Below are 18102 nucleotides of genomic sequence, written 5' to 3' on the forward strand. Positions count from 1 at the left end.
GGTGGACCCGCGTGAGCGGTGAATCGGATGGTTGTTCTGACCGTGCTACGGCGTCGCTCCGGCGACGTACGAAGGCGGACGACGTGTATGGGCTGGGGAGGTCGGGACCGCAGTGATCCCGGAGACTGAGGCTGCCGAGCTGGTGCCGACGACGGCAGCCGCTGCCGAGACGGCGTGGGAACTCTGGGAGCCTTCGGTGCTGCTCGTGGAGGACGATCCCGGCGACGCGGTGCTCGTCGAGGAACTCGTCGTCGACGGCAGCATGAAGATGGACCTGCGATGGGTGCGGTCGATGACCGAGGCCGCCGAGGTGCTCGCCACCGAGACGCCCGACTGCGTCCTGCTCGACCTGCACCTCCCGGACGCGCAGGGCCTCGAGGCGGTCTCCCTGGTGCAGGGGCTGGCCGAGCAGGTGGCGATCGTGGTCCTCACCGGGCTCGCCGAGGAGCAGACCGGTCTCGCCGCGGTCGCGGCCGGCGCACAGGACTACCTGGTCAAGGGCCGGGTGGAGCCCGAGCTGTTCGGACGTGCGGTGCGCTACGCGATCCAGCGCAAGCAGACCGAGCAGGCGGCCGTCGCCCTCCAGGCCGGCGCGCTCCAGGCACAGGAGAACGCCCGCCTGGAACGCGGACTCCTGCCCCGCCCCCTGCTGCGCGCCGAGGGCGTACGGGTGGTCGCCCGCTACCGGCCCGGCCGGGCGCAGGCCCTCCTCGGCGGCGACTTCTACGACATCGTCCAGGCCGCCGACGGCACCCTCCACGCGCTCATCGGCGACGTCTCCGGGCACGGCCCGGACGAGGCGGCCCTCGGGGTCGCCCTGCGGATCGCCTGGCGCACGCTCGTCCTGAGCGGCATCACCGGGGCGGAGCAGATGGCCCGCCTCGAGGAACTGCTGATGGCCGAGCGCGCCCGGGACGAGGTCTTCGCCACCCTCGTGACCCTGGCCGCGGTACCGGGGGAGCAGCGGGCGCAGGTCGTACGGGCCGGTCACCACGGTCTGCTCCGCCGCACGGGGGCCGATGTCGACTGGGTGGAGGTGCCGGGCGGCCCGGCCCTCGGCATGGTCCCCGGGGGCGCGTGCTGGCCGACCGCGGAACTGCCGGTCCCGGCGGGCGCGTCGGTGATGCTCTTCACCGACGGACTGTTCGAGGGGCATGTCAGCCGTGGCACCGAACGCCTCGGCGAGGACGGCCTGTTGGCCCTCGCCCGGGAGGGAGCGGGCCTGGACCCGGAGGCGTTCGTCGACCGGCTGATCGAGAAGGCCGAGAGCCTGGCCGAGGCGCGCGGCGGACTGGCTGACGACGTGGCCGTCGTCCATCTGAACTGGAACTGAGTGAGCGGGACGTGGTGTCGGAGCACAGAGTGAGGCAAGGGATGGGCGCGGTCCGGATCGGACGTCGACTGACGGTGCAGGGCTGGGTCTACCTGCTGCTGGCCGTCCTGACGCTGCTGGTGGTGATCGGCAGTGTGGTGGGCGCGAACCTGCTGAACAGGACGGCGGAGGTGAGCGACCACCTGCTGCGGCGCGTCCAGCCGGCGCAGAGCGAGGCGTACCGGCTCCAGGCGGCGCTGGTCAACCAGGAGACGGGCATTCGCGGTTACGCGATCACCGCCGACCGGCAGTTCCTCGACCCGTACACGCAGGGCAAGCAGGGTGAGGCGCACTCGGCCGACCGGCTGCGCGCCTTCATCGGGGGCCACCCTGAACTGCTGGCCGACCTGAAGGCGATCGAAAGCCAGGCGGCCGACTGGCGCCGCACCTACGCCGAGCCGCTCGCGGCCTCGGTCACCCCCGGCAGCCCGACACCGTTGGACCAGGCGAAGGCCGAGCAGGGCAGGAAGGAGTTCGACCGTCTGCGGGCCCTGTGGGCCCGGCAGGACACCGACCTGACGAAGGCGGTCCAGGACGGCCGCGCCCAACTGGTCCATGAACGAAAGGTCCGCGACTGGGTCCTCGCCGGCATGGTGGCCGCCTTCCTCCTCGCCGGGCTGGCCTGCGCCGTTCTGGTCCGGCTCCTGGTGACCCGCCCTCTGGAGGCGCTGAGCAGCGCGTCGAGGCGGGTTTCGGGAGGCGACTTCGGCCACGTCATCTCCGTCGGCGGCCCGGCCGACCTGATCGCGGTGGCCAACGCCGTCGAAGGCATGCGCTGGCACATCGTGGCCGAGCTGGAGGCCTCCCGGGAACACCGGGATGCGCTGACCCAGCAGGCCGCCGACCTGGACGCGCAGGCCGTCGAACTGCGCCGCTCCAACGCCGAGCTGGAGCAGTTCGCCTACGTCGCCTCCCACGACCTCCAGGAACCGCTGCGCAAGATCGCCTCCTTCTGCCAGCTGCTGGAGAAGCGCTACGGCGACGCGCTGGACGACCGGGGCCGGCAGTACATCGACTTCGCGGTCGACGGAGCCCGGCGCATGCAGGTGCTCATCAACGACCTGCTGACCTTCTCCCGGGTCGGACGCGTCAACGATGCCCGGGTGCCCGTCGGGCTCGACCAGGCGCTGGACAAGGCGCTGGCCAACCTGGGGGCCGCCGTGGAGGAGTCCGGTGCCCGGGTGGACCGCCCCGAGCGCCTGCCCGAGATCGTCGGGGACCCGACCCTGCTGGCCATGCTGTGGCAGAACCTGATCGGCAACGCCCTCAAGTTCCGCCGGCCCGAGCTCACTCCACACGTGTCCATCACCTGCGACACGGACCCGGACGAGCCGGACAGCCTGCTCATGACCGTCACGGACAACGGCATCGGCATCGCCGAGCAGTTCACGGAGAAGGTCTTCATCATCTTCCAGCGACTGCACAGCAGGGACGCCTACGGTGGTACCGGCATCGGGCTCGCCCTGTGCAAGAAGATCGTGGAACAGCACGGTGGCAGGATCTGGATCGACACCGCTCACACGGACGGCACGCGCTTCTGCTTCACCCTCCCGTCCCTCGTCGAGACCCCGGAGGCGTCCGGGACCGGCACCGAGGAAAAGGCTCTGACATGACCACCCCTGCCGCCAGGCCGATAGACGTGCTCCTCGTCGAGGACGATCCCGGCGACGAGCTGATGACCCGTGAGGCGTTCGAGGACAACAAGATCGGCAACACGCTCCACGTGGTGCGGGACGGCGAGGAGGCGCTGGATTTCCTCTACCGGCGCGGCGAGCACACCGAGGCGCCGCAGCCCGACCTGATCCTGCTCGACCTGAACCTGCCCAAGTACGACGGCCGCCAGGTCCTGGAGAAGATCAAGTCCGACCCGGAGCTGTCCCACATCCCGGTCGTCGTCCTCACCACCTCGGCGGCCGAGGAGGACATCCTGCGCAGCTACCGCCTCCACGCCAACGCCTACGTCACCAAGCCGGTCGACCTGGACCAGTTCATCGCCGCGGTCCGCCAGATCGACGACTTCTTCGTCCAGGTCGTCCGCCTGCCCCGCCACTTCTGACCCGCGGAGCGGAAACGCCTGCCCCAGGCCGGGGCAGGCGTTTCCGCATCCGGGACCAACGGGATCGAACTGACGTTCCCGCACGCGTAGTTCGTTCGATTCTCCAAACTTTTGATGCAGTGGGTTACCAGTCTCCGCGCGCACTGGTAGGAAACATTCCTAACAATCAGGTCCGGACCAAGTCCGGGTCAACTCCCCACCCCCCACCTCCACTTGGAGCCCCCGTGGAACCTGACACAGTGCAGCCGGCCGCCCACACCTCCCGCCGTACCGTCCTCGCCCTCATGGGCGCGGTGACCTGCGCCGGAATCCTCAGCCCCGCGCGCGCCACCGCGGCCCCCGCGGCCGCGCCCGGTCTCGACGACCCCGCGAAGAAGGAGATCGCCATGAAGCTGGTGTCGAGCGCGGAGAACTCCTCGCTCGACTGGAAGGCCCAGTACAAGTACATCGAGGACATAGGCGACGGCCGCGGCTACACCGCCGGCATCATCGGCTTCTGCTCCGGCACCGGGGACATGCTCGACCTCGTCCAGCTCTACACCGACCGCAAGCCCGGCAACGTCCTCGCCAAGTACCTGCCGGCCCTGCGCCGCGTCGACGGCACCGACTCCCACTCCGGCCTGGACCCGAACTTCCCCGCCGACTGGCGCAAGGCCGCCCAGGACACGGCGTTCCAACAGGCCCAGAACGACGAACGCGACCGCGTCTACTTCAACCCCGCCGTCCGCCAGGGCAAGACGGACGGACTGCGCGCGCTCGGCCAGTTCGCCTACTACGACGCCATCGTCATGCACGGCGACGGCGGCGACGCGACCAGCTTCAGCAGCATCCGCCGACGCGCCCTGCGCACGGCCAAGCCGCCGGCGCAGGGCGGCAACGAGACGACGTACCTCAACGCCTTCCTCGACGCGCGCGTGTGGGCGATGAAGCAGGAGGAGGCCCACAGCGACACCAGCCGGGTGGACACCGCGCAACGCGTCTTCCTGCGCCAGGGCAACCTCGACCTGAACCCGCCGCTGGACTGGAAGGTCTACGGCGACAGCTACCACATCGGCTGACGTGAGAGCGGCCCGGCGGGGGGATCGCCCCGCGTCGGGCCGTACGCGTGAGGGGGTGTCGTGAAAACGCTCCGCGCAGAGTGTGTTTGGCGTCGGAGCGAGCGGTAACGCGATGTCCATGAGTGAATCGAACGAGCAGACGAACCAAGATTCCGCGCCGGCTCGGACGGCCGCTGCCAAGGCCCGGCGCACCACGGCGAAGGCGACGGCTCCCGCGTCCAAGGCCGCGGGCAAGGCCGCCGCCAAGACGGATGACGCCGCGTCAGCGGCCAAGACCGCGACCAAGGACGTGACCGAGCGTTCGGCCAAGGCGGTCAGTGGGGCCGCGCACACCGCGGCCAAGGGCGTCGAGGCCGGCCGGCAGACCGTCGTCGCCGCCTCGGGGCAGGCCGCCGCCGTCGCCAAGACGGCCTGGACGGTGGTCGCCCAGCGCAAGCTCATCGCCGCGGGCGTCGGCGCGGGCCTCACGGTGCTCAGCGCGACGTCGTACGCGGCGGGCCGCCGCGCCGGGCGTCACACCCTCGGGCCGATCACCCGGATGACCGGCGGACGGATCTGAGCGAGTCCTCCGGACGGTCCTGCTGCTCCGTCAGTTCTCCTGTGACAGCAGGTCGTTGAGGCGGGTGCCCGCCGCCCAGCGCCGGAGAGCGGGCCCGTCGAGGAGCCGGATCGTCTCCTCCCGCCGGGCCCACCGGACGTCGCGGGGGCTGAAGACACCGCGATGCACGACCAGGCGCAGCGCCGGTTCCTGTCCCGCGCGGTGGGGGTGGGGATGCGGCAGGTCCTCGTCGGGGAGCGGTTCGGCCACCGGCCGGAAGGCCACGTCGATCCGCCGGCCGGCCGTGTCCCTGGCACACAGGCGCGGCCGGTCCGGCGCGGGAAGCAGCCGCACCCGCCACCCGTCCCGGCGCAGCATCCGCGCCACCGCCAGCGCGAGCCCCTCGGTGTCGAGGTCGAACAGCTCGTCCGCGGTGTAGTAGCCGAGGCGACGGCGGGCACCGGGTCGCCCGCGCCGGATCCCGGCGACGACGACCAGGGCCAGGAACGCCACGCCCGCGACGGGCACCACGGGCCCGACGGCGTGATAACCGACGGTGAGCGCGGCGACCACCGCGCACACGACCGCCACCACACCGGCGAAGGCGGGCAGCACATCGCGGAACCTGGGCCCGTAGCGGCCCTCGGACCGCAGCCGGTGCACCAGATGCCGCTTCCGCAGCCGACGGGACGGGACCGGGCCGGACGTCCACGCCAGACGTGCCACGGTCCCGGCCCTCCCTCTGGTGTCCGCTCGCGCCCCTCTCTCCACCGATACCCAGCGCACGGCCAAGTCCCCTGCGCGCAGAGGGAATTCGGCCATCCATCCCCAGCGCACCGAAGCACCAGGGGGCGCGTCGGGAGGCGCCCGCTTCGCTCCGCGTACCACCGCCACCACGCGGAGCGCCGGGTTCGCAGCGCCGCCCTCCCGGCACCCCGGCGATGCGCACCAGCTCGCGGCGTGCGCGGGCCGGCTTTCGCCGGGCCACCCGGGGGAACCCGGTTTCACGCGGTCCGCACGGGGTGAGGCTGGATTCACCGAGGCGGGGGACCCGGGAGGGACGGAACCGTCGGGTGCCGTACGCCGACGTGCGGGGCCGACCAGCGAGGAGAGGACGACATGGCAGGGCAGGAGGACACCGAGCCCAGCGGGGATCCGGCGGCCCCCGCCGCCGCGCTGACCGGTGCGCTGGAAGCCATCGGGACCGCGGCGTACGTGGTGGACGAGGAGGGCCGCGTGATCGCCGTGAACGCCCGCGCCGAACGGCTGCTGGTCCGCCCCGCCGAGCGCCTCCTCGGCCGTGACGCGCACGACCTGCTGCACCGGGACGCCCACGGCCACCCCCTGCCGAGGAGCCAGTGCCGTATGCGCCAGGCCTTCCACGACCGGCGCACCGCACAGGCCGACGAGGACTGGTTCGAGTGCGGCGACGGCACACTGCTGCCGGTCTCCTGGGTGATCACACCGTACGAGGCCGGCGACGGGGAAGCCGGAACGCTGGTGCTCCTGCACGCCCGATCAGCCACGGAGACCGCCCGGCGCCCGGACGCGGGCACGGCGGCCGGACCGATGCCGGAGCTGCAAAGGCTCGCGCTGCTGGCCGAGACCACCGCCCGGCTGACCTCCACGCTCGACGTCGAGGAGACGTTGCGCCGGCTCACGGAGCTGGTGGTGCCCCGGCTCGCGGACTGGGCCGTCGTCGACCTCATCACCGAGCGGGACGAGGTGTGGCGTACCGCCGTCGTCCACACGGAGGGCGAGGGCCTGGTGCGCCACGAAGACCTCCAGGGGCCGATGCCGCCCGTTCCCGCGGAGTCCCCGATGCCCCTGTCCAGGGCGCTGCGCGGGGTGGCCTCCGCACTCGCCGGACCGCGCACCTACCAGCGGGCACCGGACTCCGGCATCGCCGTCGAGCAGCGCCGTCTGTTCGACGCGACCGGTATCCGCTCAGCCGTCATCGCCCCCATCCGCAGCACCCGCGCGGTCCTGGGAGCGCTGACCCTGGGCCGCGCCAAGGACCCGGTCGACTTCACCACCGCCGATCTGCCCCTGGTCGAGGACATCGCCCGCCGGGCCGGACTGGCCCTGGACAACGCGCGCCTCTACCAGCGCCAGCGCAAGGTCGCCGAGACCATGCAGAACCATCTGCTGCCCCAGATGCCGGGGGTGCCCGGCCTCGAGATGACCGCCCGCTATCTGCCCGCCCCCGACGCCTCCCAGGTCGGCGGCGACTGGTACGACGCGTTCTCCCTGTCCGACGGGGCCACCGCGCTCGCGGTCGGGGACGTCGTCGGACACGACCTGGAGGCGGCGGCCGGCATGGCCCAGCTGCGCAACATGCTCCGTGCCTACGCCTGGGCCCACAAGGAACCGCCCAGCCGTATCGTCGACCGGCTCGACGAGGCGATCATGCACATCACCGACGTCAGCATGGCCACCCTGATCCTCGCCCGGATCGAGGAGCGGGACGACGGCCACTGGGAGCTGAGCTGGACCAACGCCGGTCACCCCCCGCCGCTGCTGATCAGCCACGACGGCCTGGCCCGCTTCCTCACCGACGGCCACGGCATCCTCCTGGGCACCGGGGTCCGCACCGCCCGCACCGACGCGAGCGCCGTACTGCCGCCCGGATCCACCCTGCTGCTCTACACCGACGGACTGATCGAGGCACCCGGCCACACCCTGGACGAGGGTCTGGACCGCCTGAGCAGACACGCGGCCTCCCTCGCCCACCGCCCCCTGGCCCCCCTCACCGACCAGGTGCTGCGCCGCGTCCGGCACGACCGCAACGACGACGACGTCGCCCTTCTCGCGGTGAGGGTGCCCACCGGCACGTGAACCCGACCCCCACGACCCCGCGGCGACGCACCACCGTGATAGACAACGCCCGTGACGTCACGGGCCCCCGCGCCCGTCTCCGGCGACCGCCCGACAACAGGACTTGGTGCCAGTGATTCTGAAGACCTTCCGCTGGGCGTTCGCGGTGACCGCGCTCGGCCTGGCCGTGGGAGTGCTGTACGACGGATGGGCCGCGTTCGGCATCGTGGCCATCCTCGCCGTACTGGAGATCTCGCTGTCTTTCGACAACGCCGTGGTCAACGCCGGGATCCTGAAGAAGATGAACGCCTTCTGGCAGAAGATCTTCCTCACGGTCGGCGTCCTGATCGCCGTTTTCGGCATGCGGCTGGTTTTCCCGGTCGTCATCGTCGCGATCACCGCGAAACTCAACCCGTACGACGCGGTCCAGCTGGCCCTGACCGACAAGGACCGTTATCAGCAGTTGGTCACCGACGCGCACCCGGCGATCGCCGCGTTCGGTGGCATGTTCCTGCTGATGATCTTCCTGGACTTCATCTTCGAGGACCGGGACATCAAATGGCTGGCCTGGATCGAGCGCCCGCTCGCCAGGCTCGGCAAGGTCGACATGCTGTCGGTCTGCATCGCCCTGATCGTCCTGCTGGTCACCGCCTTCACCTTCGCCACCCACGCCCACCAGCACGGCGGCGCGCACGTCGACAAGGCGCAGACGGTCCTGATCTCCGGCATCGCGGGCCTGATCACCTACCTGGTCGTGGGCGGTCTCTCCGGCTACTTCGAGAACCGGCTGGAAGAGGAGGAGGAGCGCGAGGAAGCGGCCGAACGCTCCGGCGGTCAGGGCTCGGCGGTCCAACTCGTGGGCCAGGCCGCGTTCTTCATGTTCCTCTACCTGGAGGTCCTGGACGCCTCCTTCTCCTTCGACGGCGTGATCGGCGCGTTCGCCATCACCAACGACATCGTCCTGATGGCGCTCGGTCTCGGCATCGGCGCGATGTACGTCCGCTCGCTCACCGTGTACCTGGTGCGCCAGGGCACCCTGGACGACTACGTCTACCTGGAGCACGGCGCCCACTACGCGATCGGCGCCCTCGCGGTCATCCTCATGGTCACCATCCAGTACCAGATCAACGAGATCATCACCGGCCTGGTCGGCGTGGTCCTGATCGGCTGGTCCTTCTGGTCCTCCGTGCGCCGCAACAAGGCGCTGGCGGCCGCCGAGGACCGGCAGGAGACGGACTCGGTTCCGGTGCCGTAGCCCGTTCCCGCCGTCATGGCCGCGCGGGAGCGGGGCACCCGACGAGGCATGAAGGAATTGCCCGTACGGCGTTCGCCATCCCTCGTCGCCCTGCTCGCGCTGCTCCCCATGGCCGGGGCCTGCGGCGGCCACGACGGCGGCGGGGGAGCACACGCCCCGCGGATCCTCCGCGGGCCGGCGGCCGGCCACCAGGTGGTGATCGCCACCGACAACGGCCTGCGACTGCGCCCGGCCGACGGCGACCAGGTCACCGTGGACGACCGTGTCGACGAGCACTGGTCCCACCACGAGGACGTCTGGACGCTCGACCTGACCTGCGACGACAGGGCCACCGACGACAGGGCCTCGGGCGACGGGGACTGCCCCCGGATGCCCTCCGTGGAGATCCCCGACGGCGTGCGGGTCACGGCCACCGCCCGCAACGCCGGCGTCGACGTGGCGGGCGTCACCGCGGCCCTGGACATCACCACCGTCAACGGCGATGTGACGCTGACCCGTTCGGGCCGCGAGGGCGCCGACGTGCGGCTGTCCACCCGCAACGGCTCGGTGCGCGCCACGGGAGTGACCGCACACCGGCTGTACGCTGCGACCACCAACGGGGACGTGGTGCTCGGCTGCGCCGCGGTACCCACGGGCGTCACCGCCACGACCGTCAACGGCTCGGTCGACCTCACCGTCCCGCACGACAGCCCCGCCTACCGGGTCGCCGCCACCACCGACAACGGCCGTGCCACGGTGGCCGTCCCGGTCCGGCACCCCGACCGGAACCACGCCATGACCCTGACCACCGTCAACGGCGACGTCACCGCCCACCGCGACTGACCTGGAGACGGCCGCACACGGGCTGCCGCCCCGCGTGGTTTGGTCCTGCGAACCGGGGGCAGACGGCGGTCAGGTGCTTGGGACAACAGGCCCACCGCGGAAGCGGCCGTAAGCGGCTCCTTCTTGGTACGGCCCCCCAAGGCTCTTCCGTGGCTGACCGAACGACGATGCGGGAGGAGTGGGTCTCCGACCCTCCCGCCGCCCTCACTTCGCAGCTGGAGGAGCACACCATGCTCATGGCCCACCCCGTCCTTCTCACCGATCTCCTCGAGCGCTACGAGGCGTTGCGGGTGCTCCACGCGGAGGACGGCAGCGTCGAGGCACGTCAGCGCCTCGAGGACGTGTCCTACACCCTGTGCATCGCCACGGGCACCCGCGACATCGACTCGGCGCTGACCGCGGCCCGCCGTCAGCTGGCCGGCGCGTCCGGTGCCCGACCGGCGTCCGGTGTGTCCGGCGCCCGCCCCGACGACGACGCGCTGATGGCGGGCGCGTGACCCGGAGGGCCCGCACCCTCCCGGCGTGCGGGCCCACCCCGTCGTGACGCCGACGCCCCGCGCGTGAGTGGGGTGCGCGGACCGGGTACCCGGGTGCTCCGCCACCCCCGGCCGGGGGCCGCCCGACGTGCAGGGCCCGCCGCCGGCCACGAACCGAAGGAGCCCTCGCTCATGACGGATGTGTCCGGTACCGGTCCCGCTCCCGGCGACGACCGCGAGGTACTCACCAACCGCCAGGGCCACCCGGTCCACGACAACCAGAACCAGCGCACCGTCGGCGCCCGGGGGCCCGCCACGCTGGAGAACTACCAGTTCCTGGAGAAGATCAGCCACTTCGACCGGGAGCGCATCCCCGAGCGCGTCGTGCACGCCCGCGGCGTCACCGCGTACGGCTTCTTCGAGGCCTACGGCAGCTGGGGCGACGAGCCGATCGGCCGGTACACCCGCGCCAAGCTGTTCCAGGAGCGCGGCAAGCGCACCGACCTGGCCGTCCGCTTCTCCACCGTCATCGGCGGCCGGGACTCCTCCGAGGCCGCCCGAGACCCCCGCGGCTTCGCCGTGAAGTTCTACACCGAGGACGGCAACTGGGACCTGGTCGGCAACAACCTGGGGGTCTTCTTCATCCGGGACGCGATCAAGTTCCCGGACGTGATCCACGCCCTCAAGCCCGACCCGGTCACCTTCGAGCAGCAGCCGCGCCGCATCTTCGACTTCATGTCCCAGACACCCGAGTCGATGCACATGCTGGTCAACCTGTTCAGCCCGCGCGGCATCCCCGCGGACTACCGCCACATGCAGGGCTTCGGCGTCAACACCTACAAGTGGGTCAACGCCGACGGCGAGACCAAACTGGTCAAGTACCACTGGATGCCCAAGCAGGGCGTCCGCTCCATGACCGAGGAGGACGCCGCCAACGTGCAGGCCGACTCCCTGGGCCACGCCACCAAGGACCTGTACGAGGCCGTCGCCCGCGGTGACCACCCGGAGTGGGAGCTCCTGGTCCAGATGATGGACGACCACGACCACCCCGAGCTGGACTTCGACCCTCTCGACGACACCAAGACCTGGCCCGAGCAGGACTTCCCGCCCAAGCCGGTCGGCCGGATGGTGCTCGACCGGATGCCGGAGAACTTCTTCGCGGAGAACGAGCAGATCTCCTTCGGCACCGGGGTCCTCGTCGACGGCCTGGACTTCTCCGACGACAAGATGCTCGTCGGCCGGACCTTCTCCTACAGCGACACCCAGCGCTACCGGGTCGGCCCGAACTACCTCCAGCTCCCCGTCAACCAGGCGAAGAACGCCGAGGTGCGCACCAACCAGCGCGACGGCCAGATGACGTACCACGTGGACGGCGGGGGAGAGAACCCGATCGTCAACTACGAGCCGTCCGTCACCGGCGGCCTGCGTGAGGCGCAGTACCCGACGCAAGACGAGCAGGGACCCGAGATCCACGGGCGGCTCACCCGCAGGCGCATCCCCCGCACCAACGACTACCTCCAGGCCGGGCAGCGCTACCTGCTGCTGGAGGACTGGGAGCGCGACGACCTGGTGAAGAACTTCACCGACCTGCTCGCCCAGTGCGACCGGCCCGTGCAGGAGCGCATGGTGTGGCACTTCCTGCTGGTCGAGAACGACCTGGGCCTCAGGGTGGGCGAGGGTCTCGGCATCGGCCCGGAGGACGTCGCCGGCCTGGAGCCGCTCGCGAGCCAGGACCTCACCGACGAGGACCGCAAGCGGCTGGTGAACCTCGGCAAGAACCCGCCGCGCGACGTCGAGGGCCTGACCATGACCCACTGCGTTCCGGACGAGCGGCATGTCGTGACCCGCTGAGGGCATCCGGGGTCCTGTGGCGGGAGCGCCCCGCTGCCGCCCGACCATGAGATCGTGGGGCCACCGTGCCGCACGGATCATGAAGGGAAGAGCCGGGGCAGGTTCCGGAGCGTGCGGACGAGAGAGTCCCGCGCGCGGGACACACCCCGCACCGGACCGCCCGAGGGATCATGAACGCGATGAGAGCGAATGACGAGGCCGTGCCCGACGGCTCCCGCTTCGAGGCGCAGAACCTCGCACGGCTCGCGCTGCTCTGTCTGGCGGGAGTGGTCGCGGCGGTGGTGGCGGCGGGCCACTGGCTCCTGCTGCTGCTCGGCCTCGTCGGTATCGCCGTGGCCGGCGCGGGTCTGTGGTGGGCGGTGGCGCACCGGGGCATCGCGCGGGTGTGCGGCGCCCTGCTGGCACTGGCCGCGCCGATCGCCGTCCTGGTGCTGTACGCGGTCTCCGGCCTGTGGCCGTACGCCGCGGTGGCGCTCGGACTGTGGGCGGCGGCGCTGGCCAGTGCCCGGAGCGCGCTGCGCCGGCTCCGCGCCCCGAGAGGCAGGCGGTCCCGGTCGGTCCGGCCACCGCGCCGACCCGTACTGATCATGAATCCCCGGTCGGGCGGAGGGAAGGTCGGCGAGCACGGGCTGGTGGAGCGCGCCGAGGCGCTGGGCGCCAGGGTGATCCTGCTCGACCTCGACAGCGACCCCGATCCGGCGGCACTGGCCCGCCGGGCCGTCGCGGAGGGCGCCGACCTGCTCGGTGTGGCGGGCGGCGACGGCACCCAGGCCCTGGTGGCGGCGGTGGCCGTCGAGCACGGACTGCCGTTCATGGTGCTGTCCGCCGGTACCCGCAACCACTTCGCGATGGACCTGGGCCTGGACCGCGAGGACCCGGCCGCAGGCCTGGACGCCCTCACGCACGGCGTGGAGATCCGGGTCGACCTGGGCGACGTGGCCGGGCGGCCGTTCGTCAACACGGTCTCCTTCGGGACGTACGCGGAGATCGTGCAGAGCCCCGAGTACCGGGACGCCAAAGCGGCCACCGCCCTGGAACGCCTCCCCGACCTGCTGGGCGGCGAGGCAGGGGCGCGGCTGACGGTCCGGGTGGAGGACCAGCAGCTGGAGGAGCCGCAGGCCCTGCTGGTCAGCAACAACCCCTACGCCCTGGCCGACCCGCTGGGCGCCGGGCGCAGACCACGCCTTGACGGCGGCGAACTCGGTGTGGTCGCGATCCGGATAGCGAGCGCCGCACAGGCCGCCGAACTCGCGCTGCGGGGTGAGAAGGCCAGCGGCATCACCACCCTGACCTCCCGGCGCGTGACCGTGGAGGCCGACGCCGAGTCGATCCCGGTGGCCGTGGACGGGGAGGCGCTGATGCTGCCCCCGCCCGTCGTGTGCACCGTACGGCCGGGAGTCCTGCGGATGCGGGTGCCCCGGCACCGCCCCGGAGCGCCGTACACCGCCCCCTCGGTGGACTGGCGCCGCGTCGTCCGGCTGGCCTTCGGCCGGACCGCACTGCCGACCGACGAGAACCAGAACCAGGAGCAGAGCCATGCCTGACCGACCCCAGTGGGACCAGCGAGTCGCCCGGGACCTGTTGCGCGATCTGGCCGCGCTCGACCGGGCGCTGTACGAGGCGGTGACCGTCACGCAGACACCGGCCCTCGACCACGCCCTGCGCCGGCTGTCCGCTGCGGCGGACCACTCCAAGATCTCGTTCACGATCGCCGGGCTGCTCGCGCTGTTCCCCGGCCGGCCCCGGCGCGCCGCCGGGCTCGGGGTAGCGGCCATCGGGGTCGCCTCCGCGAGCGCGAACCTGCTCGGCAAGCGCCTGGTGCGACGGCCGCGTCCGCACCGCGCCGTGGACTCGCCGTTCCCCGGGCGGCACGTGCCGATGCCGGAGTCCGCGTCCTTCCCGTCGGGGCACACCGCGTCCGCGGTCGCGTTCGCCGCGGCCGTGGGCCCCGCCCTGCCGGTCGTCACGGTGCCGCTCGGGCTGCTGGCCTGCGCGGTGGGGTACTCGCGGATCCACACCGGAGTGCACTATCCGGGCGATGTGGTCGCCGGCGCCGTCCTGGGCACCGGCGCGGCCGCGGTGGTCCTCGCCACGGTGGGCCGACAGGGGCTGGGGCGACGCGGCTGACCGCCGCACGGCGAACCGGGCCGCATCCGAACACCGCCCTCGGGAAGAAGGAGTGGGAGAGCAGACCGAAGCGACGCGACCCCGACCCGCACGGACCGGGACGGAGGGGAACACGATGACGAAGAAGAAGACCGACGACAGGGGACAGGGCAAGAAGCTCACCCGGGGCGACGAGGTCACCTGGAGCAGTCACGGCGGCACCGCCGAGGGCAAGGTCGAACGGAAGATCACCCGACGCACCGAAGCCGCCGGCCGCACCGTCGACGCCTCGCCCGACGACCCGCAGTACGAGGTGCGCAGCGCCAAGTCCGGCAGGACGGCGGTCCACAAGCCGTCCTCGCTGCGCAGGAAGTGAGCCGGGCCGGATGCAGACGTTCCTGCCCGACCCGGACTTCCGGCAGTCGGCCCTGCTGCTGGACCCGCGCCGACTGGGCAAGCAGCGGGTCGAGGCCCTCCAGGTCCTGCGCGGACTGACCGTCCCCGGATACGGCTGGCGCAACCACCCGGCCGTCCGGATGTGGACGGGGTACGAGGAGGCCCTCGTGCGCTACGGCCTGGAGGTCTGCCGGGTCTGGCGCGAACAGGGACACCCGGACAGCTGCGCCGTCTCGCTGCTCGCCGGACTGCCCGGGCTCCGGCCCGGCACCGAGGTGCGCGACCGGATGCAACTGGCCGCCGACGGCGAACTGCCGCCCTGGCTCGGCGACCGGGCCTTCCACGAGAGCCACCGCTCGGCCCTCGTCCGCAAGGACCCGGAGACGTACGCCGAACTGTTCCCCGGAACACCCGACGACCTGCCCTATGTGTGGCCCGCCTCGGACCGGGACCCCCGGCGCGCGCCCGTCGAGCGGTAGGGCGGGGGAGGCCGAGCATGCTGACCGCAGTGCGGGAACAGCTGGGACACGCCCTGTTCAGCCGTGTCGCGGGCCCCGAAGGACCGGCGAACCGCGCCCGCATCCACGACACCCCCGGGCCGCGCTGGTTCGCACCGGACCGCCCCATCCGCACGGTCCACGGCGACGCCTCGATGTTCATCGGCGGGCTCGGGGCGCTTCTCCTCCAGTCCCTGCACCCGCTCGCCATGGCCGCGGTGGCCGGTCACTCCGGCTTCCGGGGTGATCCGTGGGGCCGCCTCCAGCGCACCAGCACCTTCCTGGCGGTGACGACCTACGGCACCGCGGAGGACGCGCAGCGGGCCGTCGACCAGGTGCGCGCCATCCACGAGCGGATCCGCGGGACGACGGCCGGGGGAGTGCCGTACCACGCGGCCGACCCGCACCTGCTCGGCTGGGTGCACGCCGCCGAGACGGACAGCTTCCTGCGCGCCCACGAACGCTACGGAGCCCACCCGCTCGACACCGCCGGCTACGACGCCTACGTCGCCGACACCGCGCGCGTCGCCGACGCGCTGGGCGTCGTGGACCCGCCTCGCGACCGCCGTGAACTGTCCGCACGGCTCACCGCCTACCTCCCCGAACTGCGGGCCACGCCCGAGGCCCGCTCCGCCGCCCGGTACCTGCTGCTGCGGCCCCCGCTGCCGCTCGCGGTCCGCCCGTTCTACGGCGGCCTCGCCGCCAACGCCGTGACCCTGCTCCCCGTGTGGGCCCGCCCCCTGCTGTGGCTGCCCCGCCTGCCCCTCGTCGAGACCATGGCGGTGCACCCCACAGGGCAGGCACTGACCCGCACCATCCGCTGGGCCATGACACGGCCGGAGCGCCCCTCACCCGGCTCCTAGAACCGGGTGAGGGGCGCTGTCCCCGTTGTCGGGCCCTGCGACGGCTCAGCGCGTCGCGGTGCGGGCCCTGCGGCGGCGCACGGTCAGCACCGTGGTCGTGGCCACGGCGGTCACCAGACCGGCCGCCAGGGAGACCGGCAGAGCGGGTGAGGTGCTGCCGGTGTCGGCGACATCCTGCGCCTTGAGGTCGGCGACGTAGGGCGCGTACGGCTTCTCGCCGGACGGGGCCGAGGCCGCCCGGGCGTAGTGCGGGATCCGCCGCACCGACTTGACCGAGCCGTCGGCGTTGAGCAGCACCTGCTTGTCGTTGGGGTGCCGGAAGTCGAACATGCCGGCCAGGCTGCCCGCCCGCTGGTCGAACGAGCCGTCACCGATCCGGCCGGTGTGCCAGTTGTCCTCGACGAACCGGGTGATCGACGCCTGCTCGGTGGCGGTGTGGTCGATCGCGTTCACCCTGCTGTAGGGGGAGACGACCAGCAGCGGCTGCCGGGTGCCCGGGCCGCAGCGGTCCGCGTAGCCCTTCGCGGCCGCGGGTCCCGACTGGCAGGCGGGGCTGTCGAGGGCCTTGCCGTTGGAGCCGACGGTCGCGTCCTCGGAGCCGTTGAGGACCTTCGAGGTGACGTGGTCGTACCAGCCGTCGGAGTCGTCGTAGGCGATCACGACCGCGGTGGACTTCCACTGCGGCGACTTCTGGAGGGCGTTGATCTCCTTGACCAGGAAGTGCTGCTCGTCGATCGGGTCCGAGTAGCCCGCGTGGCCGTCCTGGTACTCACCGGCCTTCAGGAAGCTGACGGCGGGCAGGTTCCCCGCCTTGAGCGCGGCGTCGAAGTCGCTCAGGTCGTAGTTGTGGTTGGCACGCCCCCTGTGGCCGATCTCGGCGACGCTCTTCGGGGCGAGGTGGTGCGGGTTCGCCGTCGAGGCGTAGTAGGCGAACGGGTTGTGGTGCGGGCTGTAGTCGACGGCCGCCGCGCCGCCCACGTTGGTGTGGGAGGTGTCGCACTTGGCGTAGTCGCCCTGCTTGCCGTCCCAGGCCGTGCTGGGCCGGAAGCCGCCCTGGAACCAACCCCAGCTCACCCCCCTGGAGTTGAGCAGGTCACCGATGTTCCTGCCCTGCATGGCGGCGAGCGCGCTGGTGCTGGTGTGGTCCTTGTCCGCGCAGTCGTCGTAGGCCGGGTCGGGGTCGTTGACGAGCGTGCCGACGCCCTTGGCGTTCGGCGAGAGCACGGCGTACGGGTCGGGCGTGGCCGTCTGCTTCGGGTGCTCGGTGCCGGTGGACGGGTCCACGGAGATCACGCCGTGCGTCTGGCCGGAGACCAGGTTGAGGGCGCCGGGTGTGGAGGGGCCGTAGACCGAGCTGAAGGAGCGGTCGCCGAGGGAGTAGTGCTGGGCGTAGTTCCACAGCGCGGTGACGGTGTTCCCGTCGTAGTAGTCCATCACCAGGCCGGGCTCGCCGAACAGCCCGGTGCACTTGTTGACCTCGGTGTTCTCGACGTACTTGTCGGCCTTGCCGCCGTCCGCCGCGTACTGCTCGGGGCCGTAGGAGTGGTTCTGGTCGCAGGTCATCGCCTGCGAACTCGCCAGCCGCTTCGGCGCGTACAGGTTCGGGTTCTTCTTCAGCAGACCGGCGCTCAGAAGGTTGTCCGCCTTCGGGGTGTGCCTGGCCGCGGTGAACTTCGTGCCGTCGGTGTTCGCCGCCTGGGGGTAGGTGGCGAAGTAGTGGTCGAAGGAGATGTTCTCGTCGTAGATGACCACCATGTGCTTGATCGGCGTCGCGGTCCGCGCGGCCGGGGGGCGGTGGTGTGCGGAGGCCGCCGTGGCGGGCACGGCGCCCGCCGCCGCGAGGGCGGCCGCGCCGAGCAGGGCGCCCACGGTTCTTGCTGTGGTCGAGCCGATCATGCTGTCTCGCCTTTCCAGGGAGCATGGGGAAGGGACTGCTGCCGGAACCCTCCGGCACGGTGACGGCGGCTCAGGGGAGGGGCGATGACGTGCGAGCGA

Annotated in this window: 17 protein-coding genes; 15 read left to right on the forward strand and 2 right to left on the reverse strand. The window is 71.9% G+C overall.

Annotation, left to right across the window (positions count from 1 at the left end; genetic code table 11):
• Positions 1 to 142: 142 nt before the first annotated feature.
• The 5 genes from H295_RS0126005 (at position 143) to H295_RS0126025 (ending at position 5045) form a co-directional block, all read left to right on the forward strand.
• Positions 143 to 1333, forward strand: coding sequence for a PP2C family protein-serine/threonine phosphatase (locus H295_RS0126005; protein ID WP_420706259.1), 1191 nt, complete (start codon positions 143 to 145; stop codon positions 1331 to 1333).
• 41 nt (positions 1334 to 1374) lie between these two features.
• Entirely contained in the window at positions 1375 to 2985 is a 1611-nt protein-coding gene (locus H295_RS0126010; protein WP_020138283.1) for a sensor histidine kinase, read from the forward strand.
• A complete protein-coding gene (locus H295_RS0126015; protein ID WP_020138284.1) occupies positions 2982 to 3428 on the forward strand; it encodes a response regulator in 447 nt (148 codons plus the stop codon). Before H295_RS0126010 ends, H295_RS0126015 begins: the two co-directional genes overlap by 4 nt.
• A gap of 284 nt (positions 3429 to 3712) precedes the next feature.
• Complete coding sequence (locus H295_RS0126020) at positions 3713 to 4486, forward strand: chitosanase (RefSeq protein ID WP_234021686.1); 774 nt, start codon at positions 3713 to 3715, stop codon at positions 4484 to 4486.
• A 112-nt stretch (positions 4487 to 4598) separates the two neighbouring features.
• Complete coding sequence (locus H295_RS0126025) at positions 4599 to 5045, forward strand: hypothetical protein (RefSeq protein ID WP_020138286.1); 447 nt, start codon at positions 4599 to 4601, stop codon at positions 5043 to 5045.
• Positions 5046 to 5075: 30 nt separating this feature from the next.
• Here H295_RS0126025 and H295_RS0126030 read toward each other — a convergent pair whose 3' ends face one another.
• On the reverse strand, positions 5076 to 5750 hold the full coding sequence (locus tag H295_RS0126030; protein WP_020138287.1) for a hypothetical protein: 675 nt from the start codon (positions 5748 to 5750) through the stop codon (positions 5076 to 5078).
• 393 nt (positions 5751 to 6143) lie between these two features.
• Here H295_RS0126030 and H295_RS0126035 point away from each other — a divergent pair, with 393 nt between their 5' ends.
• The 10 genes from H295_RS0126035 to H295_RS0126080 all read left to right on the forward strand — a co-directional run bounded on the left by H295_RS0126035 (position 6144) and on the right by H295_RS0126080 (position 16107).
• On the forward strand, positions 6144 to 7862 hold the full coding sequence (locus H295_RS0126035) for a SpoIIE family protein phosphatase (protein WP_020138288.1): 1719 nt from the start codon (positions 6144 to 6146) through the stop codon (positions 7860 to 7862).
• Positions 7863 to 7974: 112 nt separating this feature from the next.
• On the forward strand, positions 7975 to 9096 hold the full coding sequence (locus H295_RS0126040) for a DUF475 domain-containing protein (protein ID WP_020138289.1): 1122 nt from the start codon (positions 7975 to 7977) through the stop codon (positions 9094 to 9096).
• 48 nt (positions 9097 to 9144) lie between these two features.
• Positions 9145 to 9918 carry a DUF4097 family beta strand repeat-containing protein gene (locus H295_RS0126045; RefSeq protein WP_020138290.1) on the forward strand — a complete coding sequence of 258 codons (774 nt, stop codon included), beginning with the start codon at positions 9145 to 9147 and terminating at the stop codon, positions 9916 to 9918.
• Positions 9919 to 10148: 230 nt separating this feature from the next.
• Positions 10149 to 10415 carry a DUF5133 domain-containing protein gene (locus tag H295_RS0126050; RefSeq protein ID WP_028809760.1) on the forward strand — a complete coding sequence of 89 codons (267 nt, stop codon included), beginning with the start codon at positions 10149 to 10151 and terminating at the stop codon, positions 10413 to 10415.
• A 171-nt stretch (positions 10416 to 10586) separates the two neighbouring features.
• Positions 10587 to 12245: a catalase gene (locus H295_RS0126055; protein WP_020138292.1), complete on the forward strand. Its 1659-nt coding sequence runs from the start codon at positions 10587 to 10589 to the stop codon at positions 12243 to 12245.
• A gap of 179 nt (positions 12246 to 12424) precedes the next feature.
• Entirely contained in the window at positions 12425 to 13789 is a 1365-nt protein-coding gene (locus H295_RS0126060; RefSeq protein WP_020138293.1) for a diacylglycerol/lipid kinase family protein, read from the forward strand.
• Positions 13782 to 14372, forward strand: a complete 591-nt coding sequence (locus H295_RS0126065; RefSeq protein WP_020138294.1) for a phosphatase PAP2 family protein — start codon at positions 13782 to 13784, stop codon at positions 14370 to 14372. The genes H295_RS0126060 and H295_RS0126065 overlap by 8 nt, the downstream gene beginning before the upstream one ends.
• Positions 14373 to 14487: 115 nt before the next feature.
• Entirely contained in the window at positions 14488 to 14727 is a 240-nt protein-coding gene (locus tag H295_RS0126070) for a DUF2945 domain-containing protein (RefSeq protein ID WP_020138295.1), read from the forward strand.
• A gap of 10 nt (positions 14728 to 14737) precedes the next feature.
• Positions 14738 to 15226 carry an MSMEG_6728 family protein gene (locus H295_RS0126075; RefSeq protein ID WP_020138296.1) on the forward strand — a complete coding sequence of 163 codons (489 nt, stop codon included), beginning with the start codon at positions 14738 to 14740 and terminating at the stop codon, positions 15224 to 15226.
• Positions 15227 to 15243: 17 nt separating this feature from the next.
• Positions 15244 to 16107: an oxygenase MpaB family protein gene (locus tag H295_RS0126080; protein ID WP_020138297.1), complete on the forward strand. Its 864-nt coding sequence runs from the start codon at positions 15244 to 15246 to the stop codon at positions 16105 to 16107.
• Positions 16108 to 16152: 45 nt separating this feature from the next.
• Here H295_RS0126080 and H295_RS0126085 read toward each other — a convergent pair whose 3' ends face one another.
• The gene (locus H295_RS0126085) at positions 16153 to 18003 is read right to left on the reverse strand and encodes a phospholipase C (protein WP_028809761.1); all 1851 of its coding nucleotides are present in this window, start codon (positions 18001 to 18003) and stop codon (positions 16153 to 16155) included.
• Positions 18004 to 18102: the final 99 nt, after the last annotated feature.

It is taken from the genome of Streptomyces sp. 351MFTsu5.1, from assembly GCF_000383655.1.
GTDB classification, from domain to species: Bacteria; Actinomycetota; Actinomycetes; order Streptomycetales; family Streptomycetaceae; genus Streptomyces; species Streptomyces griseorubiginosus.